The sequence below is a fragment of the Streptomyces sp. NPDC060205 genome (assembly GCF_042728395.1).
In the GTDB taxonomy this organism is placed as follows: Bacteria; Actinomycetota; Actinomycetes; order Streptomycetales; family Streptomycetaceae; genus Streptomyces.
Genome location: NZ_JBHWZP010000053.1, coordinates 15,962 through 38,780 on the forward strand (window position 1 = coordinate 15,962; position 22,819 = coordinate 38,780).

Annotated in this window: 20 protein-coding genes; 17 read left to right on the forward strand and 3 right to left on the reverse strand. The window is 70.3% G+C overall.

Translation table 11 applies throughout. From position 1 onward, the window contains the following. The first annotated feature begins 55 nt into the window (after positions 1 to 55). From ACFWGJ_RS12600 to ACFWGJ_RS12675, 16 genes are all read left to right on the forward strand, one after another. Positions 56 to 712, forward strand: a complete 657-nt coding sequence (locus tag ACFWGJ_RS12600; RefSeq protein WP_210883778.1) for a GntR family transcriptional regulator — start codon at positions 56 to 58, stop codon at positions 710 to 712. Then, positions 709 to 1,626, forward strand: a complete 918-nt coding sequence (locus tag ACFWGJ_RS12605) for a dihydrodipicolinate synthase family protein (protein ID WP_210883779.1) — start codon at positions 709 to 711, stop codon at positions 1,624 to 1,626. Before ACFWGJ_RS12600 ends, ACFWGJ_RS12605 begins: the two co-directional genes overlap by 4 nt. Next, a complete protein-coding gene (gene araD / locus ACFWGJ_RS12610) occupies positions 1,623 to 3,386 on the forward strand; it encodes an L-arabinonate dehydratase (RefSeq protein ID WP_387323066.1) in 1,764 nt (587 codons plus the stop codon). Before ACFWGJ_RS12605 ends, araD begins: the two co-directional genes overlap by 4 nt. A 130-nt stretch (positions 3,387 to 3,516) precedes the next feature. After that, positions 3,517 to 4,455, forward strand: a complete 939-nt coding sequence (locus tag ACFWGJ_RS12615) for a carbohydrate ABC transporter permease (protein WP_387323068.1) — start codon at positions 3,517 to 3,519, stop codon at positions 4,453 to 4,455. Between the two features lie 20 nt (positions 4,456 to 4,475). Continuing rightward, the gene (locus tag ACFWGJ_RS12620) at positions 4,476 to 5,357 is read left to right on the forward strand and encodes a carbohydrate ABC transporter permease (RefSeq protein WP_383937701.1); all 882 of its coding nucleotides are present in this window, start codon (positions 4,476 to 4,478) and stop codon (positions 5,355 to 5,357) included. Next, entirely contained in the window at positions 5,354 to 6,520 is a 1,167-nt protein-coding gene (locus tag ACFWGJ_RS12625; protein ID WP_387323070.1) for a Gfo/Idh/MocA family protein, read from the forward strand. Before ACFWGJ_RS12620 ends, ACFWGJ_RS12625 begins: the two co-directional genes overlap by 4 nt. Next, positions 6,520 to 7,362, forward strand: coding sequence for a PmoA family protein (locus ACFWGJ_RS12630; protein ID WP_387323072.1), 843 nt, complete (start codon positions 6,520 to 6,522; stop codon positions 7,360 to 7,362). Before ACFWGJ_RS12625 ends, ACFWGJ_RS12630 begins: the two co-directional genes overlap by 1 nt. Beyond that, positions 7,359 to 9,005, forward strand: a complete 1,647-nt coding sequence (locus ACFWGJ_RS12635; RefSeq protein ID WP_387323074.1) for a family 43 glycosylhydrolase — start codon at positions 7,359 to 7,361, stop codon at positions 9,003 to 9,005. The genes ACFWGJ_RS12630 and ACFWGJ_RS12635 overlap by 4 nt, the downstream gene beginning before the upstream one ends. Before the next feature lie 42 nt (positions 9,006 to 9,047). Next, entirely contained in the window at positions 9,048 to 10,205 is a 1,158-nt protein-coding gene (locus ACFWGJ_RS12640) for a polysaccharide lyase family 1 protein (RefSeq protein WP_387323076.1), read from the forward strand. Further along, positions 10,202 to 11,581 (forward strand): ABC transporter substrate-binding protein, encoded by a 1,380-nt coding sequence (locus ACFWGJ_RS12645; RefSeq protein WP_387323078.1) that lies wholly within the window; start codon positions 10,202 to 10,204, stop codon positions 11,579 to 11,581. The genes ACFWGJ_RS12640 and ACFWGJ_RS12645 overlap by 4 nt, the downstream gene beginning before the upstream one ends. 218 nt (positions 11,582 to 11,799) lie before the next feature. Continuing rightward, positions 11,800 to 12,603, forward strand: coding sequence for a rhamnogalacturonan acetylesterase (locus tag ACFWGJ_RS12650; protein WP_387323080.1), 804 nt, complete (start codon positions 11,800 to 11,802; stop codon positions 12,601 to 12,603). Positions 12,604 to 12,763: 160 nt separating this feature from the next. Beyond that, a complete protein-coding gene (locus ACFWGJ_RS12655; protein WP_387323082.1) occupies positions 12,764 to 14,092 on the forward strand; it encodes a polysaccharide lyase family 1 protein in 1,329 nt (442 codons plus the stop codon). Between the two features lie 2 nt (positions 14,093 to 14,094). Continuing rightward, positions 14,095 to 15,216, forward strand: a complete 1,122-nt coding sequence (locus tag ACFWGJ_RS12660; protein WP_387323084.1) for a pectinesterase family protein — start codon at positions 14,095 to 14,097, stop codon at positions 15,214 to 15,216. Position 15,217: 1 nt separating this feature from the next. Next, entirely contained in the window at positions 15,218 to 16,294 is a 1,077-nt protein-coding gene (locus ACFWGJ_RS12665; RefSeq protein WP_387323086.1) for a pectinesterase family protein, read from the forward strand. Beyond that, entirely contained in the window at positions 16,278 to 17,579 is a 1,302-nt protein-coding gene (locus tag ACFWGJ_RS12670; protein ID WP_387323088.1) for a dienelactone hydrolase family protein, read from the forward strand. The genes ACFWGJ_RS12665 and ACFWGJ_RS12670 overlap by 17 nt, the downstream gene beginning before the upstream one ends. Before the next feature lie 69 nt (positions 17,580 to 17,648). Further along, positions 17,649 to 18,758, forward strand: coding sequence for a right-handed parallel beta-helix repeat-containing protein (locus tag ACFWGJ_RS12675; RefSeq protein ID WP_387323090.1), 1,110 nt, complete (start codon positions 17,649 to 17,651; stop codon positions 18,756 to 18,758). Between the two features lie 126 nt (positions 18,759 to 18,884). On the opposite strand, the gene ACFWGJ_RS12680 is transcribed toward ACFWGJ_RS12675, so the two are convergent. The 3 genes from ACFWGJ_RS12680 to ACFWGJ_RS12690 form a co-directional block, all read right to left on the reverse strand. Next, a complete protein-coding gene (locus tag ACFWGJ_RS12680; protein WP_387323092.1) occupies positions 18,885 to 19,712 on the reverse strand; it encodes a pectate lyase in 828 nt (275 codons plus the stop codon). 125 nt (positions 19,713 to 19,837) lie between these two features. Further along, positions 19,838 to 20,587, reverse strand: a complete 750-nt coding sequence (locus tag ACFWGJ_RS12685) for a hypothetical protein (RefSeq protein ID WP_387323094.1) — start codon at positions 20,585 to 20,587, stop codon at positions 19,838 to 19,840. Continuing rightward, on the reverse strand, positions 20,584 to 21,150 hold the full coding sequence (locus tag ACFWGJ_RS12690) for a SigE family RNA polymerase sigma factor (protein WP_387323096.1): 567 nt from the start codon (positions 21,148 to 21,150) through the stop codon (positions 20,584 to 20,586). The genes ACFWGJ_RS12685 and ACFWGJ_RS12690 overlap by 4 nt, the downstream gene beginning before the upstream one ends. A gap of 120 nt (positions 21,151 to 21,270) precedes the next feature. On the opposite strand from ACFWGJ_RS12690, the gene ACFWGJ_RS12695 reads away from it, so the two are divergent. After that, positions 21,271 to 22,722 (forward strand): NCS2 family permease, encoded by a 1,452-nt coding sequence (locus ACFWGJ_RS12695; RefSeq protein ID WP_387323098.1) that lies wholly within the window; start codon positions 21,271 to 21,273, stop codon positions 22,720 to 22,722. Positions 22,723 to 22,819: the final 97 nt, after the last annotated feature.

The following is a 22,819-nucleotide window of genomic DNA, read 5'->3' on the forward strand; positions in this document are numbered from 1 at the left end:
ATCCCTCGATCCCTGAGGGCTCCGCCTCACCGATCCGTGCCACCGAGAGGCGAGCATGACCTCTGTGCCCACGCCGATCCCCTCCCGCACGCAGTTCGTGCAGGAGGGGATCAAACACCGCATCCTCACCGGGCAGTTGACCCCGGGGCAGCCCCTGGTCGAGACCGAGCTCGCCGCACAGTTCGGGGTGTCCAAGACCCCGGTGCGCGAGGCGCTCAAGACCCTGGCCGGCACCGGGCTCGTCGTGATGAACCAGTACAAGGGCGTCACGGTGCGCATGGTGGACGCGGACATGGCACGCGAGGTGTACGACGTGCGGCTGCTGCTCGAACCGGAGGCCCTGCGGCGCTCCGTCCTGCGCGGCACCTCCCTCGACACGGCGCGTGAGGCACTGGAGCGCGCCGACGCCGCCACCGACACCGCCCAGCGGTCCCTCGCCAACCGCGAGTTCCACCGCTCCCTGTACGTCCGCTGCGGCAACCCGCTGCTCGGCCGGATGCTCGACGAGGTCAGGGACCAGGCCGCCCTGGTCTCCGCGGTGGCCTGGGCCGCCGACCCGTCCTGGGAGCGCGAGGCCGCCGAGCACCGGGAGATCCTGCGGCTCGCCCTCGAAGGCGACTCGGACGGCGCGGCGCGCGCCCTGCACTCGCACATCGCCTCGTTCGTGCAACGGGCCTTCCCCGAGGCCCAGGGAAAGGGTGAGCAGGAATGACCGCGACCACGACCACGTTCGAGGCCCAACGGGCCGCCCTCGCCGACGTGGTGGCGATCCCCGTGACCCCGTTCGCCGAGGACGGCTCCATCGACAGGGACGTGCACCGCGCGCTGCTGCGCCGGGCGCTCGACGGCGGTGTCCGCATCGTCACCCCGAACGGCAACACCGGCGAGTTCTACGCCCTCAGCCCCGAGGAGCGGCGCCTGGTCACGGAGCTGACCGTCGACGAGGCGCGGGGCCGGGCCACCGTCCTGGTCGGCGTCGGACACGACCTGCCGACCGCCGTCGCCTCCGCCCGCCACGCCCGGCAGCTCGGGGCCGAGATGGTGATGGTCCACCAGCCCGTGCACCCGTACGTGTCGGAGGACGGCTGGGTCGACTACCACCGGGCGATCGCGGAGGCCGTCCCCGAGCTGGGCGTGGTCCCCTACATCCGCAACCCGGTGCTCGCCGGCGCGCGGCTCGCCGAACTGGCCGACGCCTGCCCGAACGTGATCGGCGTGAAGTACGCCGTACCGGACGCGGCCCGCTTCGCCGCGTTCGCCCGGGACGCGGGCCTCGAACGCTTCGTGTGGGTGGCCGGGCTCGCGGAGCCGTACGCGCCCTCGTACTTCTCGGCAGGCGCCACGGGCTTCACCTCCGGCCTGGTGAACGTCGCCCCGGCCGTCTCGCTGAACATGATCGAGGCGCTGCGCTCCGGTGACTACGCGGGCGCGATGAAGGTCTGGGAGCAGATCCGCCGCTTCGAGGAACTGCGCGGGGCCAACGGCTCCGCCAACAACGTGACGGTCGTGAAGGAGGCCCTGGCCTCGCTGGGCCTGTGCCGCCGGGACGTCCGCCCGCCGAGCAGGCAGCTCCCCGAGTCCGAACGGGCCGAGGTCGCCGCCATCGCCGGGGGGTGGTCCATATGACCGACGCCGGCCCATCGACGCCCGCCGGCGGTGAAAGCCCGGCTCCGGAGCGGCAGTTGCGCAGCCACCAGTGGTACGGCACCGAGGGACTGCGCTCCTTCAGCCACCGCGCCCGCACCCGGCAGCTCGGCTACCTCCCCGAGGAGCACCTCGGCAAGCCGGTCATCGCGATCCTCAACACCTGGTCCGACATCAACCCCTGCCACGTCCATCTGCGCGACCGGGCCCAGGCGGTCAAGCGCGGTGTGTGGCAGGCCGGTGGCTTCCCCCTCGAATTCCCGGTGTCGACGCTCAGCGAGACCTTCCAGAAGCCGACCCCGATGCTCTACCGCAACATGCTCGCGATGGAGACCGAGGAACTCCTGAGGTCGTACCCGGTCGACGGGGCCGTCCTGATGGGCGGCTGCGACAAGTCGACGCCCGCGCTGCTGATGGGCGCCGCGTCCGTGGACCTGCCGACCGTGTTCGTGCCCGCCGGGCCCATGCTGCCGGGCCACTGGCGCAACGAGATCCTCGGCTCGGGCACCGACATGTGGAAGTACTGGGACGACAAGCGCGCCGGGCTCATCGGCGACTGCGAGATGACCGAACTGGAGAGCGGCCTCGCGCGCTCGCCGGGACACTGCATGACCATGGGTACGGCGTCCACGCTGACCGCCGCCGCCGAGGCGCTCGGGGTCACCGTGCCCGGCGCCTCCAGCATCCCCGCGGTCGACTCGGGGCACGACCGGATGGCCGCCGCCTCGGGGCTCAGGATCGTCGAACTGGTCCGCAAGGAAAGGAAGTTGTCGGACATCCTCACCCAGGACGCCTTCGAGGACGCCGTGACGACCGTCCTCGGACTCGGCGGCTCCACCAACGCCGTGATCCACCTCATCGCCATGGCGGGACGCGCCGGAGCCCGGCTCACCCTCGACGACTTCGACCGCATCGCCCGTACGGTGCCGGTCCTCGCGAACGTACGGCCCGGCGGTCAGCGGTACCTCATGGAGGACTTCCACTTCGCCGGCGGACTGCCCGGGTTCCTCTCGCGCATCACCGATCTGCTGCACCTGGACCGGCCGACCGTCTCCCACGACACCCTGCGCGAACAGCTCGCCCCGGCGCAGGTGCACAACGACGAGGTCATCCGCACCCGCGAGAACCCCGTCGCCACCGAGGGAGGCGTCGCCGTCCTGCGCGGCAACCTCTGCCCCGACGGCGCGGTCATCAAGCACATCTCCGCCGAGCCGCACCTGCTCAAGCACACCGGCCCCGCGGTCGTCTTCGACGACTACCGGACCATGCAGCGCACCATCAACGACCCGGAGCTGGGCATCACCGCCGACACCGTACTGGTGCTGCGCAACGCCGGCCCCAAGGGCGGCCCGGGCATGCCCGAGTACGGGATGCTGCCCATCCCCGACCATCTGCTGAAGCAGGGCGTACGGGACATGGTGCGGATCTCCGACGCCCGGATGAGCGGGACGAGTTACGGCGCCTGTGTGCTGCACGTGGCGCCGGAGTCGTACATCGGCGGGCCGCTCGCCCTGGTCCGCACCGGTGACAGCATCACCCTCGACGTCGACGCGCGGTCGCTGCAACTGAACGTGGACGACGAGGAGTTGGAGCGGCGGCGGGAGCGGTGGACCGCGCCGCCCGAGCGCTTCGAGCGTGGCTACGGCGCGCTCTACAACGACCAGATCACCCAGGCCGACACCGGCTGCGACTTCGCCTTCCTGGCCCGGCCGGGCAAGGTGCCGGACCCGTACGCGGGCTGATCCGTACCACCCGGGACCGCTTCGCCCCGCGCGGTCCGGCTTCCGCACACCGTACGTGAAAGCGCTTGCCATCAAGATCGCGCGCCCGTACCACCGGCTCGACCCGCACACCCGAGAACGGAGAACAGTCATGGCACAAGCCGCAGCCGTGGCGAAGCAGCCCGCGCCACCGAGGCGGCGCCGTGGCTCGGCGACGCCCCGCAGGCTCCCGTATCTGCTGATCGCCCCGGCGGGACTGCTGATGCTGGGCTTCATCGCGTACCCGGTCCTCAGCGTCTTCTACTACAGCCTGCAGAACTACAACCCCACCAAGCCGTGGCGCAACGGCTACGCGGGCTTCGACAATTTCACCCGCATCTTCACCGAGGACCCGCAGTTCTGGGACACGCTGGTCTTCAGCGGCAAGTGGGTCGTCGTCGAGGTCGGGCTGCAGCTGATGTTCGGCCTGGCCCTCGCGCTGATCGTCAACCAGACCTTCGTGGGCCGCTCCCTCGGCCGCGCCATGGTCTTCTCGCCCTGGGCCGTCTCCGGGGTGCTCACCTCCGCGATCTGGGTCCTGCTCTACAACTCCCAGACGGGCATCACCCGTTACCTCGCGGACATGGGCATCGGGGAGTACGGCACCAGCTGGCTCTCCGACACCTCCACGGTCTTCCCCGCGGCGGTGGTCGCGGACCTGTGGCGCGGCGTCCCCTTCTTCGCCATCCTCATCCTCGCCGACCTCCAGTCCGTCTCGAAGGACCTCTACGAGGCCGCCGAGGTCGACGGCGCCGGCCGCCTGAGGCAGTTCCTGCACATCACCCTGCCCCACCTGAAGGACGCGATCATCCTCTCCACGCTGCTGCGCGCGGTGTGGGAGTTCAACAACGTCGACCTGCTCTACACCCTCACCGGCGGCGGACCCGCGGGGGAGACGACGACCCTCCCGCTCTACATCGCCAACACCAGCGTCGACGCACACAACTTCGGCTACGCCTCGGCCCTGACCACCGTCGCGTTCGTGATTCTCCTCTTCTGCTCGATGGTCTATCTGCGGCTGAGCAAGTTCGGAGTGGGTGGGGACAAGTGATCACCAAGGACATCGACACCATCACCGTGGCCGAGCGGTCCGCGCCGGTGGCCGACGAACCGCCGCAGCGCCCCCGCAAGGGCAGGCGCGCCTGGGACGAGGCCCCGCGCTGGCAGATCTACCTCCCGCTCGGCATCTACCTCGTCTTCACGCTCGTCCCCTTCTACTGGATCCTGCTCTTCGCCCTCAGGCCGACCGGCTCCACCTCGCTCGTGCCCTGGCCGATGACGTTCGAGCACTTCGACAAGGTGTGGAACGACCGCAGCTTCGGCACGTACTTCGAGAACAGCGTGTACGTCGGTCTCGCCACGCTCTTCATGACGACGCTCGTCGCCCTGGCCGGCGGCTACGCGCTGGCCCGCTTCGACTTCAGGATCAAGCGTGCCTTCATGCTGGCGCTGCTGTGCTCGCAGTTCGTCCCGGGCGCGCTGCTCCTCGTGCCGCTGTTCCAGATCTTCGCCGAGCTGCAGATGATCAACTCGCTGGGCAGTGTCATCATCGCCGAGACCGTCTTCCAGCTGCCGCTGTCGATGATCCTGATCAGCGGTTTCATCCGGAACGTGCCCTACACCCTCGAAGAGGCCGCCTGGGTCGACGGCTGCAACCGCTTCACCGGCTTCCGGGTCGTCGTCCTGCCACTGCTGCGGCCCGGACTGATCGCGGTCGGCTCCTTCGCCTTCGTGCACTCCTGGAACCACTTCCTGTTCGCCCTGATGTTCCTCAGCAACCAGGAGAAGCAGACGATCCCCGTCGGCCTCAACAGCCTGATGAGCGCCGACAGCGTCGACCTCGGCGCGCTCGCCGCCGGCGGGATCATCGCCGCCGTACCCGTCGTGATCGTCTTCGCCTTCATCCAGAAGTGGCTGATCACGGGCTTCAGCGCCGGGGCGGTGAAGGGATGAGCGGCCACGGGGGACCCCTTCCCGTCGTACTCGCGGGCGCCCGCGGACACGGCCGGTGGCATCTGGAGAACATCCGCCGCCTGAAGGACAAGGGCCTGGTGCGGCTCGCCGGGATCTGCGAGCTGACCCCGCTCACCCCGGCGGAACTGGCCGGCTTCTCCGCGGCCGGCGAACTCCCCGAGCAGTTGGCCGACTTCGGGTCCCTGCTCGACTCCACGGGCGCCGCCGTCGCCGTGATCTGCACACCGATCCCCACCCACACCGACCTGGCGCTGACGGCCGCCGCCCGGGGCGTGCACCTGCTCCTGGAGAAGCCGCCCGCCCCGTCGTACGCCGAGTTCCGCCGCATGGCCGACGGGGTCGCGGCGGCCGGGGTGGTGTGCCAGATCGGCTTCCAGTCGATGGGCTCGCACGCCGTGCCCGCGATCCGCGAGCTGATCGCGAAGGGCACGATCGGCCGTGTGGACGGCATCGGCGGGGCCGGGGCCTGGGGTCGCCCGCAGGAGTACTACCGCCGCGCGCCCTGGGCGGGACACCGCAGGCTGGACGGGGCCGACGTCGTCGACGGCGTCCTGACGAACCCCCTCGCCCACGCCGTGGCCACCGCCCTCGCCCTCGAAGGCGCCACCCGCGCCGAGGACATCGCCGGTATCGAGACCGAACTGCTGCGCGCCAACGACATCGAGTCGGACGACACCTCCTGCGTCCGTGTCACCACCACGGGCGGCAGCCGGATCACCGTCGCCGCGACCCTGTGCGCCGAACACCCCGACGAGCCCTACGTCCTCGTGCACGGCAGCAGCGGCCGCATCACCTTCTGGTACAAGCAGGACCGCGTCCTCGTGCAGCGTTCGGGGCACGGCCCGCAGGAGCTCACGTACGGCAGGACCGATCTGCTGGAGAACCTGGTCGAGCATCTCGAAGGCCGGGCCGATCTGCTGGTCACCCCCGACGGTACGGGCGCCTTCATGAAGGTCGTCGAGGCGATCCGGCGGGCGCCGGACCCGGTCGCGCTGCCCGACGAGGCCTGGTACCTCGACGCCGACGAGAACCGTCGGGTCGTGCCCGGGGTCGACGGACTCGTCGCCGCCGCCGCCGACACCCTCGCCCTCTACTCCGAACTGGGCGCCTCGTGGGCACTGCCGAAAGAGGTGAGCACCTGATGACCAACGAGTCGCTGGTCCTGCGCGTCGCGGGCCGCCCGGTCGGCCGCTACACCGCCCGGCCCGAACTGGCGCCGACGCTGTCACCGCGTCCGTACCTCCACCCCGTCACCACCCTGGCCGGCACGGCTGTCACCGAACTCAGCCCCGCCGACCACCTCCATCACCTCGGCGTCGGTGTAGCCGTTCCCGACGTCGAGGGTCACAACTTCTGGGGCGGGCGCACCTTCGTACGCGGCCACGGACCGACCGAGCTGGACAACCACGGCGCCCAGCGGCACACGGCGTTCCAGCTGCGTGACCCGGACGGCTTCGTGGAGGAGCTGCGCTGGGTCGCCGCCGGGGCGGAGCTGCTGCGGGAACGGCGTACCGTCGCCGCCACCGAACTCACCGACACCGCCTGGGCGCTGGACTTCACCTTCTCGCTCACCAACACCACCTCCGCACCCCTGTCGATCGGCAGCCCGGCGACCAACGGCCGGCCCGGCGCGGCCTACGGTGGCTTCTTCTGGCGGGCCCGCAAGGAGGCCGAACCGCCCGCCGTGTTCACGGCGGACACCGAGGGCGAGGACGCGGCGCACGGCACCCGCGCCGGCTGGGTGGCGCTCGCGGGGGACGGCTGGACGCTGGTGTTCGCCGGGGCCACCGACCGCACCCGCCGCGACCCGTGGTTCGTGCGCAGCACCGAGTACCCGGGCGTCGGCTCGTCCCTGGCCCACGAGGAGCGGCTGCCGGTCCCGGCCGGCGAGACCGTCGTACGCCGGGTCGTCACCGTGGTCGCCGACGGCCGGCTCGACCGGGCCGAGGCGGCGGCCCTCGTCCGAAAGGCAGTGAGCCCATGACCGGCCAGGACAAGCCCGCCTTCACCGCCGACCTCGGCGACGGCACGTACCGCAATCCGGTCCTGAACGCCGACTGGTCCGACCCCGACCTCCTGCGCGTCGGCGACGACTACTACCTGACCGCCTCCAGCTTCGGCCGGGCCCCGGGGCTGCCGCTGCTGCACTCCCGCGACCTGGTCAACTGGACGCTGATCGGCCACGCGCTCCAACGCCTGGAGCCCGCCCGGGAGTTCAGGAAGCCCCGGCACGACTGCGGGGTCTGGGCCCCGGCCCTACGGCATCACGACGACCGCTTCTGGATCTTCTGGGGCGATCCCGACCACGGTGTCTTCCAGGTCAACGCGCCCGAGATACGCGGCCCCTGGACCCGCCCGCACCTCCTCAAGGCGGGCAGGGGACTCATCGACGCGTGCCCCCTGTGGGACGAGGAGAGCGGCGAGGCGTACCTCGTGCACGGCTGGGCCAGGTCCCGCTCCGGCATCAAGAACCGGCTCACCGGACACCGGATGCGGCCCGACGGCACCGGCCTGCTCGACGAGGGCAAGCTGATCGTGGACGGCGACCGCATCCCCGGCTGGTTCACCCTCGAAGGGCCGAAGCTGTACCGGCACGACGGCTGGTTCTGGATCTTCGCCCCCGCGGGCGGGGTCGAGACCGGCTGGCAGGGCGCCTTCCGCTCCCGCGGCTTCTTCGGCCCGTACGAGGAGAGGGTCGTCCTGGAACAGGGCGACACCGACGTCAACGGCCCCCACCAGGGCGGCTGGGTCACCACCCCCACCGGCGAGCACTGGTTCGCGCACTTCCAGCAGAAGGGCCCGTACGGGAGGGTCGTCCACCTCCAGCCGATGCGCTGGGGCCGGGACGGCTGGCCGGTCATCGGCGACGAGGGCACCCCCGTCGCCGTGCACCGCAAGCCCGAGCTGCCGCCGCAGCCGCTCTCCGCACCCGCCACCGACGACGACTTCCCCGGCGGACGGTTCGGACGGCAGTGGCAGTGGACCGCCAATCCGCAGGACGGCTGGGCGACCCAGCACTCCGGCGACGGGCTGCGGCTGAGCTGTGTGCGCTCGGCGGACGCGGACGATCCGCGCAAACTGGCGAACGTGCTCACCCAGCGGCTGCCCGGCACCCCGTGCACCGTCGAGGTCGAGCTGCGGCTCGACGCCGAGGAGCCCGGCGCACGGGCCGGACTGACCGTGCTGGGCGACGCGTTCAGCTGGATCGGGCTCGAACGGGGGGCCGACGGGACGGTCCACCTCGTGCACCGGTTCGGCGAGCCGGTGGCCGAGCGGGAGCGCGACGCCGCGCATCCGCGGATGGCCCCCGGGGGACGGGTCCGGCTGCGGATCGAGGCGGGCGCGGGGGCGCGCTGCCGCTTCTCGTACGACCTCGGCGGCGGCTGGGAGCCCTCGGGGCAGGTCTTCGCCGCCACCCCCTGGCGCTGGGTCGGCGCCCTGCTCGGCCTGTTCGGGGTCGCGCCGTCCGGCGGGGGACACGCCGGGGCGGCCACGTTCACGCGGTTCCGCGTCACCGCCCGCGAGAGCGGCGACGGCCCTGGCGGCGCGGCCGGCAGCGCCACCGGTGGCACGGCCGGCCGCGTCACCGGCCTGAGCACCGATCGCCCCACCGCGTCACCTGCTTGACCGCACCACGTCATCACCGTTGTAAGCCTGTAGGGAGCCGCAATGACGCACTTCCGGAGCAAGCGCTTGCCGAGACCGGGGCCGGAGCCCGAGCCCGAGCCCGAGTCGGGACCGGGGCCGGGGCCCAGGCCGGGGCCCGGCGCGGGCCGGGTCCTGGTCACGGTCGCCGCGCTGGTGGCCGTGCTGGGGCTGGGGACCCTGGCCCCGGCCGAGGCGGCCTCCGACAGGTACCCAGCCTGGGCCGCCGACACCGCGCACGGCTTCGCCTCGCTCGAAGGCGGGACGACGGGAGGCGCCGGCGGCCAGGTCGTCACCGTGACCACCCAGGCCGGCCTGGAGCGCTACGCGGCGGCCGAGGAGCCGTACGTCATCCGGGTGGCCGGGACCATCACGGCGGAACCCTTCGGCGCGAACATCGCCGTGGCCTCGGACAAGACGATCATCGGCGCCGGCACGGCCGGGGAACTCGTCCAGGGCGAACTGCACCTGGCCCCCGGCACCCACAACGTGATCATCCGCAACCTGACGATCCGCGACTCGTACGTCGAGGGCGACTGGGACTGCAAGGACACCGACTTCGACGGCATCCAGATGGACACCGCCCACCACGTCTGGATCGACCACAACCGCTTCTCGCGGATCTGCGACGGTCAGCTCGACATCCGCAAGGACAGCGAGTACGTCACCGTCTCCGCCAACCGCTTCGAGGACAACAACAAGACCTTCGGCATCGGCTGGACGCCGAACGTGAAGACGCAGATCACCATCGACCACAACTGGTTCCGCGGCACGAAGCAGCGCAACCCGTCCGCGGACAACTGCGCCTACGCGCACCTCTACAACAACTACATGACCGCGCAGGCGGACCCCGGCGACCCGGTGTGGACGTACGGCAACTGGTCCCGCGGCGCCACGAGGATGGTCATCGAGAACAGCTACTACGACGGCGTCCAGCACCCCTACCAGGCCGACGCCACCGCCGAGTTGGTGCAGCGCGGATCGATCCTGAAGCACACCACCGGCCGTCACGACGCATGGGGCGCGGCATTCGAGCCGCGGGACTTCTACGCCTACCGGCTCGACCCCGCGGCGGCCGTACCCGCGCTCGTGTCCAGGTTCTCCGGGCCGCAGCAGAAGCTCGGACACAACTTCACAGCGACACAACCCTCGTTGGATCCAGAAGAAGAGAGCCGATCATGAAGAGCAGCATTCGAAGCAGCGGAATTCGCAGCAGAGGAGCGCGCCGCTCCGCAGCAGCCGTCGCCGTGAGCGCGGTCCTCGCGCTGACCGCCACCGCCTGCGGTGACGACGGCAGCGGTTCGTCCGGCGGCAAGGGCGCCGAGGGCAGCGGCAAGGGCGAGATCACCTTCTGGGACAACAACGGCGGTGTCCGCACCGACATCTGGAAGGAGATCATCGCCGACTTCGAGAAGGCGAACCCGGACATCGACGTCAAGTACGTCCCGATCGCGGCCACGGAGTACCAGTCCAAGGTCGACACCTCCATCCAGGCCAAGGGCCTGCCGGACGTCGGCGGTGTCGGCGCGGCCATGCTCGCGGGCTTCGCCGCGCAGAACGCGCTGGAGCCGCTGGACGACCGCCTCGGCAAGTCCTCCCTGAACGGCAAGCTCAACGAGGACATGGTCAAGTCGCTGAAGGCCGCGGGTGGCGGCGGCGCCGACGACAGCACCCTGTACTCGGTCCCGACCTCCGCCAACAACGGCGTGCTCTACTACCGCACCGACCTGTTCACGTCGGCCGGCCTGGACGCGCCGACCACCTGGGACAAGTTCTACGACTCCGCCGACAAGCTCACCGACAAGGACAAGAACGCCTTCGGGTACACCATCCGCGGCGGCGCCGGTTCCATCGCCCAGGCGCTGGACGCGATGTACGGACAGTCCGGCATCACCTCGTTCTGGGACACCGGCAACGAGAAGACCACGGTCAACGACCCGAAGAACGTGGCCGCCCTGGAGAAGTACACGGGCCTCTTCAAGAAGGTCACGCCCGCCGCCGACCTCAACAACGACTTCACCAAGATGGTCGCGCAGTGGGACTCCGGCACGATCGGCATGCTCAACCACAACCTGGGCTCCTACCAGGACCATGTGAAGGCGCTCGGCGCGGAGAAGTTCCGCGGTATTCCGCAGCCGATCGGGCCCGGCGGAAAGCGGGTCCAGGTCTCCAACCCCGTCGACGGTCTCGGCATCTTCAAGACCTCCAAGAACAAGGACGCGGCCTGGAAGTTCATCGAGTTCGCCACGGAGAAGGCGCAGAACTCCAAGTTCAACGAGTCCGCGGGGCAGGTGCCTTCGAACAACGACGCCGCGAAGGACGCGTGGGTTTCGAAGGCGGAGCCGACGAAGCTGGCGGCCGAGGCGTTGACCGACGGTTCCACGACCATCGTTCAGCTGCCGTACTACCTGCCCGACTGGAACACCATCTCGAAGACCGACAATGAGCCGGCCTTCCAGAAGGTGCTGAACGGGTCGCTGAGCGAGAAGGAGTTCCTGGACACGTTGGCCGAGCAGTTGAACACGGCTCAGGCGGAGTGGAACGAGCAGAAGGGTTGACCCTGGCCGGGGGTGCTTGCTGGTTGGGGTCGTGGGGTGACTGCGGGGCCGTCGTGGCTGGTCGCGCAGTTCCCCGCGCCCCTAAAGGCAAAGGATTGCGCAGTTCCCCGCGCCCCTGAAAGCAAAGGATTGCGCCGTTCCCCGCGCCCCTGAAGGCAAAGGCAAAGGATTCGCCGTTCCCCGCGGCCCTAGAGGCACAAGACGGAAGGCATATTGACGTGAGTCTCAGTCGTAGACAGGTCGCCGGCGCTGCGTTGGCCGCCGTGCCGCTCGCCGTTGGTGGGACCGGGCCCGCTGTCGCCGCCTCGCAGGGGCGGGCCCGTGGGCGCACGGTCTTCATCGCCGGTGACTCCACCGCCGCCCAGAAGTACGCCGACGCCGCGCCCGAGACCGGGTGGGGGATGGCGCTGCCGTTCTTTCTCCGCGAAGGGATTGCCGTCGCCAACCATGCCGTGAACGGGCGGAGTTCGAAGAGCTTTATCGACGAAGGGCGGCTTGACGTCATTCTTGCCGCTGTTCGGCCCGGCGATCTCCTGCTCGTCCAGTTCGGGCACAACGACTCCAAAATCGCCGATCCCACGCGGTACACCGAGCCGTGGACGACGTACCAGGACTATCTCCGGCAGTACGTCGACGGGGCGCGGGCGCGGGGCGTGCGGCCGGTGCTCGCCACGTCCGTGGAGCGGCGGAAGTTCGACGCCGACGGGAATGCCGTGGCGACCCATGGCGACTATCCGGCGGCCATGCGGGCCCTCGCCTCGGAGGAGGGGGTGGCGCTGCTCGACATTCAGGCGCTGTCGATCGCCCTCTGGCAGGAGTTGGGGGTCGAGGAGACGAAGAAGTACTTCAACTGGACCGACGTCGAGCAGGACAACACGCATTTCAATCCGCCCGGGGCGATTGCCGTGGCCCGGCTGGTCGCGGGGGAGTTGTTGCGGCGAAGGGTGCTTCTGCCGCGGGATGTTCGGCGGTTGGGTGAGGTGATTCCCGAATCGTGGATCACTTGGCCTGCGGCGGCCTGAGCCGGCGGTTGGCTCGTTTTTACGTGCCGGTCCGTCGTGGCCGCTCAAGACAAAAGACTGCGCCGTTCCCCGCGCCCCTGAAGACAAAGACAAAAGACTGCGCCGTTCCCCGCGCCCCTGAGTAAGTCGCCCCAAACCCTGCTGGAAAGGAACCGTAGCTATGCGTTCTTCCGTATGGCATGGCCATGCCATAACGACCCTCGCCGGATGCACCGCGCTCGCTCTCGGTGCGACCGCGACCGTTGCTCATGCCCAAGCCGGGCAGGCCGCCCAAGGCCGTGATCTCGGGCGGGAGACCCTTGCCGTCGGGGACGGGTGGGGGGCCGAGGGGGCCGGGACCACCGGCGGGTCGGCCGCCGACGCCGCGCACGTCTACACCGTCACCACCTGGGACGCGTTCAAGGCCGCGCTGCAGGCCGGTGGCGACGCGCCGAAGATCGTCAAGGTCAAGGGCGTCATCGACCCGGTCGCCGAGGGGTGTGCCTCCTTCGCGGCCCCGGGATACGACTTCGACGCCTATCTGCAGAAGTACTCGCCCGAGAACTGGGGCCTGGACACCGACCTGTCCGGGGAGCCCGCCGACAGCCCCGAGGGCCTGCGGGCCGCCTCGGCCGCCGGTCAGGACGCCGCCATCAAGGTGAACGTCCCCGCCAACACCACCATCGTCGGCGTCGGCAAGGGCGCCGGCATCAGAGGCGGCAGCCTGCAGATCAAGGGCGTCGACAACGTCATCCTGCGCAACCTCACCATCGAGGCCCCGCTGGACTGCTTCCCGCAGTGGGACCCGACCGACACGGCCACCGGCGCCTGGAACTCCGAGTACGACGCGGTCGTCGTGTACGGCTCCACCCATGTCTGGGTCGGCAACAACACTTTGACCGACGGCCGTTACCCGGACAGCACCCTGCCCACGTACTTCGGCCAGACCTACCAGCAGCACGACGGCCTGCTCGACATCGTGCGCGGCGCCAACTACGTGACGGTGTCCTGGAACTCGGTCGAGGACCACGACAAGACCATGCTCATCGGCAACAGCGACAGCGCCGGGGCGACCGACGCCGGCAAGCTCAAGGTCACCCTCCACCACAACAGGTTCGAGGGCGTCGTCGAGCGGGCCCCGCGGGTCCGCTTCGGGCAGGTCGACTCGTACAACAACCACTTCGTGGTGCGCGAGGGGCAGCCGTACGGCTACACCTTCGGCGTCGGGATCTCCTCGCAGCTGTACGCCTCCGACAACGCGTTCTCGCTGCCCGCCGGGGTCAGCGCCGCCAAGACCCTGAAGAAGTGGAGCGAGGCGCCGCTGACCGCCGAGAACAACTACGTCAACGGCCGGAAGACCGACCTCATCGCCGTCCACAACGCCGAGATTCCCGCCGAGACCCTCCAGTCCGGCGCCGGCTGGACGCCCACCCTGCGGACCAGGGTCGACTCGCCGCGTGCCGTGCCCGGCATCGTCGACGGCCGCGCGGGCGCCGGAAAGGTCTGCTGACCATGGCTCCGCGGACAGCCGGCAGCAGACGGTCCTTCGTCGTCGCGAGCGTCGGGGCCGCCCTCGCACTGGGCGTCGGCGGGACCGCCCACGCGCGCGGCCGGTCCCCCTTCGGACGGTACGGTTCGCCGTCGGCCCGGCTCGACGAGCGGACCCTGTACGTCCACCCAGGCGGCCTGGGCGACCACACCACGGTCCAGGCCGCGGTGAACGCCGCGAGCGGAACCGGATACACGCTGGTCGTCGCGCCGGGAACGTACCGCGAGACGGTCGCCGTCAGCTCCGCCCGTACGGAGCTGACCTGGCTCGGGGCCTCCGGGGACGCGCGGGACGTCGTGATCGTCTACGACAACGCCAACGGGACGCAGAAGCCGGACGGCTCCGGCCCCTACGGCACGACCGGCTCGGCCACCACGACCGTGCAGGCCGACGGGTTCACCGCCCGCGACATCACCTTCGCCAACGACTGGCTGCGCGCCGACCATCCGGAGATCACCGGCACCCAGGCCGTCGCCCTCAAGGTGCAGGGCGACCGCTCGGCGTTCCTCCGCTGCCGGTTCCTCGGCCACCAGGACACCCTGTACGCCGACTCCCTCGCGCTCACCGCCTTCGCCCGGCAGTACTTCGCGCACTGTTACGTCGAGGGGGACGTGGACTTCGTGTTCGGGCGGGCCACCGCCGTGTTCGAGCACTGTCACTTCCGCACGCTGGCGCGCACGGACCTCACCGGAGCCCCGTACGGCTTCGTGTTCGCGCCCTCGACCGCGGTCGCCAACCCGCGCGGCTATCTGGTGACGGACAGCCGGGTGACGAGCGAAGCGCCGGACGCCTACTACAAGCTGGCCCGGCCCTGGGTGCCCGGGTCCGACCCCACCGCGCGGCCCATGCTGACCGTGCGCGAGACCCGCCTCGGCGCCGGGATCGACGCGGTGGAGCCGTACACGAACATGTCGGCCGGCTATCCGTGGCAGAGCCAGCGGTTCGCCGAGTACCGCAACAGCGGTCCGGGCGCCGAGATCACCGTCCCCGCGAACCGGCTCCAGCTCACCCGCGCCGAAGCCGCCTCGCACACCCGGCGGACCTACCTCGGCGACTGGGCCCCCTGGTCCCGGGAGGAGTGCTGAGATGCGGCGGCGGACCCTGATCACGGGGGCGGCGGGTGCTGTCGGTGCCCTCGTGGGCGCCGGTATCTCCCCGGCCGCTGCCGCCTCGGATGCGCGCCGCCGGGTCGTGCACGTCCGTCCCGGCGACTCCGTCCAGGCGGCCGTCGACACGCTTGCGGACACGGCCGGCGACACTGCCGACGGCCCCGGCCCGACGGTTGTCGTGCATCCGGGGTTCTACCGCGAGGTCATCCGCATCCCGTCAGCCGTAAGGGACTTGACGCTTCTCGGGGCCTCCCGCGACCCCCGGGACACGGTCATCGTGTACGACAACGCCAACGGGACGCAGAAACCGGACGGCTCCGGCACCTACGGCACCGCGGGCTCCGCCACCTTCACCTCGGCGGCGCCCGGACTGACCGTGCGGGGGCTGACGATCGCCAACGACTGGCTGCGCGCCGACCACCCGGAGATCACGGGGACCCAGGCGGTGGCCGCGTACGTCACGGGGGACCGGTCGCGCTTCGAGCTGGTCCGGTTCCTCGCCCACCAGGACACCCTGTTCGCGGACACCACCGCACTGGACTCCTTCGACCGGCAGTACTACCGGGACTGCTACGTCGAAGGGGACGTGGACTTCGTCTTCGGACGCGGGCGGGTGGTCTTCGAGGGCTGCCGCCTCCACACGCTCGACCGGGACGTGAGCTTCAGGCCGGAGGGCATGGTGTTCGCCCCCGCCACGGCCCGCGCGAACCCGTACGGCTTCCTCGCCGTGCGGTGCCGTGTCACCTCCGGTGCCGAGGACGGCGCGTACAAGATCGCCCGGCCGTGGGTGCCGTCCTACGAGACGACCGCCTGGCCGTCGCTCGTCGTGCGGGACACCTGGCTCGGGCCGGGCATCGACGCGGCGGCGCCCTACATCGACATGCGCGAGGCCTACCCCTGGCAGACCATGCGGTTCCGGGAGTACGCCAACTCCGGCCCCGGAGCGGCCGTTTCGGTGCCGGAGAACCGGCCGCAGCTCACGGCCGCCGAAGCCGCGGAACACACCCGCAAGACATATCTCGGGGACTGGAGGCCGTATGAACAGCGGTACTGAACCCGCACCCCCGGGCCGGTCGCCCCAGGACCCTCCACCCCTGGGCCGGCGGTCGTTCGTGGCGGGTGCCGGGGCGGCGGCACTGCTGGGCGCGACGGGAGCCGGAGCGCCCACGGCCCATGCCGCACAGGCACCCGCCCTCGCGACACAGGCCACCGCCCCTACGACACCGGTCGCCGCCCCCGCGGCGCAGGTGACGGGCATCGTCGAGGGCAACCTCCCCGACTTCCACCCCCTCCTCAAGGACGAGCTGCGCTTCCCGCTCGCCTGGGGCACCTCCCCGGTCCGGGACTTCCGGGCCTGGCGGCGCGCCGCCCGCGCGAAGGTCGAGGAGCACCTGCTCGTCGAGCGGGACCACACCCCGTACGAGCCCGTGTTCGACGTGGGCGATCGGGGCGATCGGGGCGATCGGGCCGAGGCCGACGCGTACACACGGGAGTCGGTGACCCTCTCCCTCACCCGGTACGAGCGCGTCCGCGGCTCCCTGCTCACCCCGCACGGCACAGGGCCCTTCCCCGCCGTCCTCCTGCTCCACGACCACGGCGCCAAGTTCGACATCGGGAAGGAGAAGCTGGTCCGGCCCTGGAACGACGACACACGGCTGGCCTCCGCGCAGGCCTGGGCGGACCGCTGCTTCGGCGGCCGGTTCGTCGGCGACGAACTGGCCCGGCGCGGCTACGTGGTCCTCGCCCTGGACGCGCTCGGCTGGGGCGACCGCGGCCCGGTGACGTACGAGCAGCAGCAGGCACTGGCGAGCAACTTCTTCAATCTGGGGTCCTCGCTCGCCGGGCTGATGGCCCGCGAGGACGTACGGGCCGCCGGTTTCCTGGCCGGTCTCGACCGGGTGGACCGGCGCCGGATCGCGGCCGTCGGCTTCTCCATGGGCGCCTTCCGCGCCTGGCAGACGGCCGCCCTCAGCGACGACATCGCCGCCGCGGCGAGCGTGTGCTGGATGACCGGACTGAAGGAGGTCATGGTGCCCGGCAACAACATCCTGCGCGGCCAGTCCTCGTACTGCATGCTCCACCCCGGGCTCGCCCGGCATCTCGACTTCCCCGATGTGGCGAGCATCGCCGCGCCCAAGCCGTCGCTCTTCTTCCACGGCGCCCTGGACACCCTGTTCCCCGCACAGGGCGTCCGGGTCGCCCACGAGAAGCTGCACGCCGTCTGGCGCTCACGCCGTGCCGGGGAGCACCTGCACACCAAGGTCTGGCCCGAGCTGGGCCATGTGTTCACCGTGCCCCAGCAGGACGAGGTCTTCGGCTGGCTCGACGCCGTCCTGTGACGGCGTCCCACCCCCCACCCCGCCCGGATCACCCACGTCACCCGCCTCACGACGAAAGGTCCCCCCACCATGTCCCGTCGTACCGCTCTCTCCTTGGGCGCAGTCCTCGCCCTCGGTGCCGGACTCGCCGCGGTCCCCACCCAGGCGCAGGCCGCCACCGTGGTCGTCAGCACCACCACCGACCTGACCAACGCCATCAAGAACGCCACCGCCGGGACGGTCATCCAGGTGCGCGCGGGCACCTACTACCCGACGGCCACCCTCCAGTCGACCGCCAACGGCAGCTCCTCCAGCCGTATCCACCTGCAGCCCTACGGCTCCGAGACCGTGAAGATCGACGGCTCGAACCTCCCGGACGGGGACTGGATCTTCAAGCTCACCGCCGACTACTGGACCGTCTCGGGCATCACGTTCCAGAACTCCCCGGACAGCGCGGTCGTCTGCCAGTCGTGCGCCTCGACCGTCTGGGAGAACATCAAGACGATCAACGGCGGCGACTCCGGCTTCACGCTCACCGGGGACAGCACCACCAACAACACCGTCCGCAACATCGACTCGTACGGTCACTACGACGCCGCGACGCACGGCGAGAACGCGGACGGCATCGCCGTGAAGTTCGGCTCCGGCAGCGGCAATCTGATCACCGGCGCCCGCCTCTACAACAACTCGGATGACGGCCTGGACTTCTGGTCGTTCTCGTCCCCGGTCACCGTCGAGCACACCTGGGCCATGGGCAACGGCAAGAACCGCTGGTCGGACTCGGCGTTCGCGGGCGACGGCAACGGCTACAAACTCGGCGGCGACGGCGAGGTGGTGGCGCATGTCGTCAACAACTCGGCGGCCTGGGACAACGCGGGCAGCGGCTTCACCGAGAACAGCAACACCGGTGCCATCGTCATCAACCGCACCACCGCCTACGCCAACGTCAAGTACGGGTACTACTTCGCCACCGGCGCGGCCCGGCTCGGCAAGAACCTTGCCGTGAGCAACGGTTCGTCGGTCAGCAAGGGCAGTTCGGTGGTCTCGGCCGGCAACAACTGGGACTCCGGCATCTCGACGCCCTCGTTCCGCTCCACGGACGCCTCGACGACGTACAACGGCCGCCAGTCGAACGGCGCGCTGCCCGTGACCACGTTCCTGACCACGGGCAGCACGACGATCGGCGCGACGATGGACTGAGGCCGTCGGACGTGCGAACGCCCCTCGCGGTCGTCACCGGCGAGGGGCGTCGCTCTGACTGGCCGAGGGGGGCTCAGGCCAGCAGTTCTGTGGGGTCCGACGACCTGGTGGTCAACGACCCTGTGTTCACTGGTACGTGATGTCAGATGCCGTGTAGTCGCAAGAGGTTCCGTCCGGGCCCGAACCGTTCGTCGTCGGCTCGGCGCCCGTGTTGTTGCCGATGTACTTCTGGCACGGCACGATCTTCTTGCTGCTGTCGCCGACGATTGTGATGTTCCGCAGGGCCGCGGTGTCGCCGTAGTTGGTGTTGATGCCGACCAGCCGCGAACCCGGCGCGGTCACCTCGACGGTGTTGAAGATCGAAATGCGCTTGTACTGCGTCGAGCAGTTGCCGCAGGAGCGGTACAGCGTCTTGAAGTCCTGGACCGCGAACTTGGAGACGACGAGCTTGCCGCCGCCGTTGTGCTGGAACACCTTGTCCGCGGCCTTCTTCGCCCCGCCGCCGTACACGGTGTAGACGGCGGAGTTGCCGCCCTTGAAGGTCGCGGCGTCCTCGCCGACGTCCTCCCACCACACGTTCTGCAGGGTGCAACTGCCCTGGCAGTGCACGCCGTCGGCGCCGGGCGCGCCGATGATGACGTTCTTCAGCGTCGCTCCGTCGGCGAGCTGGAAGATCGGGTCCTGGCCCTCCTCCTGGCCGTCACCGGCGAGGTCACCGCTGCCGTAGTAGCGCTTGTAGCCGCCGTCCCGGGTGCCCGAGACGGCGATCGTCGACGAGACGGCCTCGCTGCCGGTGGCGGTCGGCCAGGTGGTGGCGGCGCTCGCCGTCGACATCATCGTGCTGGTGAGCATCGCGGCTCCCGTCAGGGTGAGCGCGGACACGCCACCGATGAGGGCGCGCTTGCGGTCGGTCCTGCGGCGGTGACGTGCACGGGGTTCCACGCGTGAGGTCATGTCCCGTTCCTTCGGGTGGGGAGAGATCTTGCGTCTCCTGGTCGCCACCCGGACGGCATGGGTTGCCGCGCGCCGCGATTCTTTTCGACCTTCGGTTCCGCTCGGCCCTCGGTTCCGCTCGGCCTTCAGTTCCGCGCGAAGTCGCCCTCCACCGCGAGGTCTTCGCCGTCGGCCCGGGCGTCGGCCGTATACGTGTCGTCGCCGGCGTCGCGGCCACCGCGGTCGTGGTCGTACTGGCCGGCGAACACCCACTCGCCCGGCCACACCGTACGGCCCGGCCTGAGCGTCCAGGTGTAGGTGAGGAAGCCGTCCTTCTCGGCGACGGACACCGTGAAGTCGCTCTCGGGGGCGGACCGCCAGGAACCCGCAGAGGTGACTCCGCCGGTCTGTCTGACCTTCAACACGACGTTCAACGCGGTGAGTTGCTTCCCGGTCTTCACCGTCACATTGCTCTGCGCCCAGAACGCGTTGCTGTGCGGGTCGACCGAGCCGTCCGACCACAACGGGCCGTCCTCGACACCGGCATCGGCACCGGCCCCGGCGGTGGGGGTGGGAGCGGGAGAGGCCGCAGGGCTCGACCGCTCCGGCGAGGGAGCCGGGCTGGGGCTGACCGCCACCGTCCGGTCGTTCGGCGCCTCGGCCTTCAGCGCCGACGCCACGGCGTAGCCGCCGGCCGCGAGCACGCCCGCGACCGCGGCCGTGGCACCGACGACCCGGAACCAGCCGAGCGCGGTCGGCCGTGCGGCGGGACCCGGCGCGCCCCGCTCGCCGGCCATACCGCGTTCGACACGGGCCAGGATGCGGGCGCGGTCGGGCTCGTAGGAGTCGGCCGAGTCCCGCAGCCTGGAACGCAGTTCGTCGTGCACATCCTTCATCGGCCGCTCCCCCCGGTGCCACCGGCACGCAGCGCCGCCGCGTGCATGCGCCGCGGAGCGTCCCGCGAGCCCAGCAGCCGCTGCAGCTCCGCCATCCCCTTCGAGGTCTGGCTCTTCACCGTACCCACCGAGACACCGAGGGCGAGCGCGGTGTCCTTCTCCGAGAGGTCGAAGGAGTGGCGCAGGACCACACACGCCCGCTTGCGGAACGGCAGTCTGCGCAGCGCCTCCTGGACGTCCACCATGCCGGGCACGTCGGGATTCTCGGTCCGGTCCTCGCGCTGCGACCAGAACAGGGTGACCCGTCTGCGTTCGCGCACCGCGCTGCGGATCCGGCTGCGCGCCATGTTGGCGACCACACCGCGCGCGTACGCCACCGGGTGGTCCGCGGCGCGCACACGGTCCCAGCGGTGCCACAGCGCGAGCAGCGCGTCCGCCGCGAGGTCGTCGGCGGCGTCCGACTCACCGGTCAACAGATGCGCCAGCCGGGCCAGTTCGGAGTAGTGCCGCTCGAAGAAGTCGTGGAACTCCACGGAGGCGGCGTCGTCGACGACAGTGCCCACGGGCGACCTCTCCCTGTCGGTTCATTCTGTAACACGATGAAAACCTGAAACTGGTTCAACGCGGGAACAATCCAGCCAGCATCCGCTCACCAGGCACGCAGGTAACGAGGAGCATCCGCCATGTCCGAAACGCAGCAGGTGGAGGACCGGCCAGGCGCCGGACCGCCCCAGGCCAACAGCGTCGACCGGTTCTTCAAGATCTCCGCCCGGGGCTCCACCGTCGGCCGGGAAGTGCGCGGCGGTTTCGCCACGTTCTTCACGATGGCCTACATCCTTGTCCTGAATCCCATCATCCTCAGCAGCGCGAAGGACAAGTTCGGCGAGCAGCTCGACAGCGTCCAACTGGTAACCGCCACCGCCCTGGTGGCCGCGGTGATGACGATCGTGATGGGCGTCGGCGGCAACCTGCCGCTCGCGCTCGCCGCGGGCCTCGGCCTCAACGCCGTCGTCGCCTTCCAGATCGCCCCGCTGATGAGCTGGGACGACGCGATGGGCCTCATCGTCCTCGAAGGCCTGCTGATCTGCGTCCTGGTGGTTACGGGCCTGCGCGAGGCCGTCATGTACGCGATCCCGCAACCGCTCAAGCAGGCGATCAGTGTCGGCATCGGGCTCTTCATCGCGTTCATCGGCTTCGTCGACGCCGGGTTCGTCAGCCGGATACCGGACGCCGCCAACACCACCGTGCCGGTGCAGCTGGGGGCCACGGGCGCGCTGACCGGCTGGCCGATCCTGGTGTTCTGCCTGGGGGTGCTGCTGACGATCGGGCTGCTCGCCCGCAAGGTCAAGGGCGCCATCCTGATCAGCATCGTGACCATGACGGCCGTCGCGATCGTCGTCAACGAGATCGCGGACGTCAAGAGCTGGGGCCTGACCACGCCCCAGGTGCCCGACGACGTGGTGGCCTCGCCCGACTTCGGACTGCTCGGCGACTTCAGCCTGTTCGGCGCGTTCGGCGAGGTCAGTGTGATCACCGTCGTGCTGCTGGTCTTCACGCTGATCCTGTCCGACTTCTTCGACACCATGGGCACGGTCGTCGGCATCAGCGCCGAGGCGGGGCTGCTGGACGAGGAGGGCAAGGTGCCGAACCTCGGCCGCGTGCTGCTCATCGACGGCGCCGCCGCGGTCGCGGGCGGCGCGGCGTCCGCGTCCTCCGCCACGTCGTACATCGAGTCGGCGGCGGGGGTCGGCGAGGGGGCCCGTACGGGGTTCGCGAACCTTGTCACGGGCGGACTGTTCGCCTGTGCGCTCTTCCTGACACCGCTGCTGACCATCGTGCCGATGCAGGCGGCGGCGCCGGCGCTCGTCGCGGTCGGGTTCCTGATGATGACGCAGGTCAAGCACATCGACTGGGACAGGTACGAGATCGCGATCCCGGCGTTCCTGACGATCGCGGTGATGCCGTTCACGTACTCGATCACGAACGGGATCGGGGCGGGGTTCGTGTCCTACGTCCTCATCAAGACGGTGCTGGGGCGGGCGAAGGAGGTGCACTGGCTGCTGTGGGGCACGTCGGCGCTGTTCCTGATCTATTTCGCGATAGACCCGATCGAACAGCTCCTCGACGTGAAGTAGCCACGGCTGGGGGGCGGGGCTGTCGACTGCCTGCGGGCCCGGTGGGGGCGGGCCGCGCAGTTCCCCGCGCCCCTGATGGGGCGCAGCCCCTCCTAGG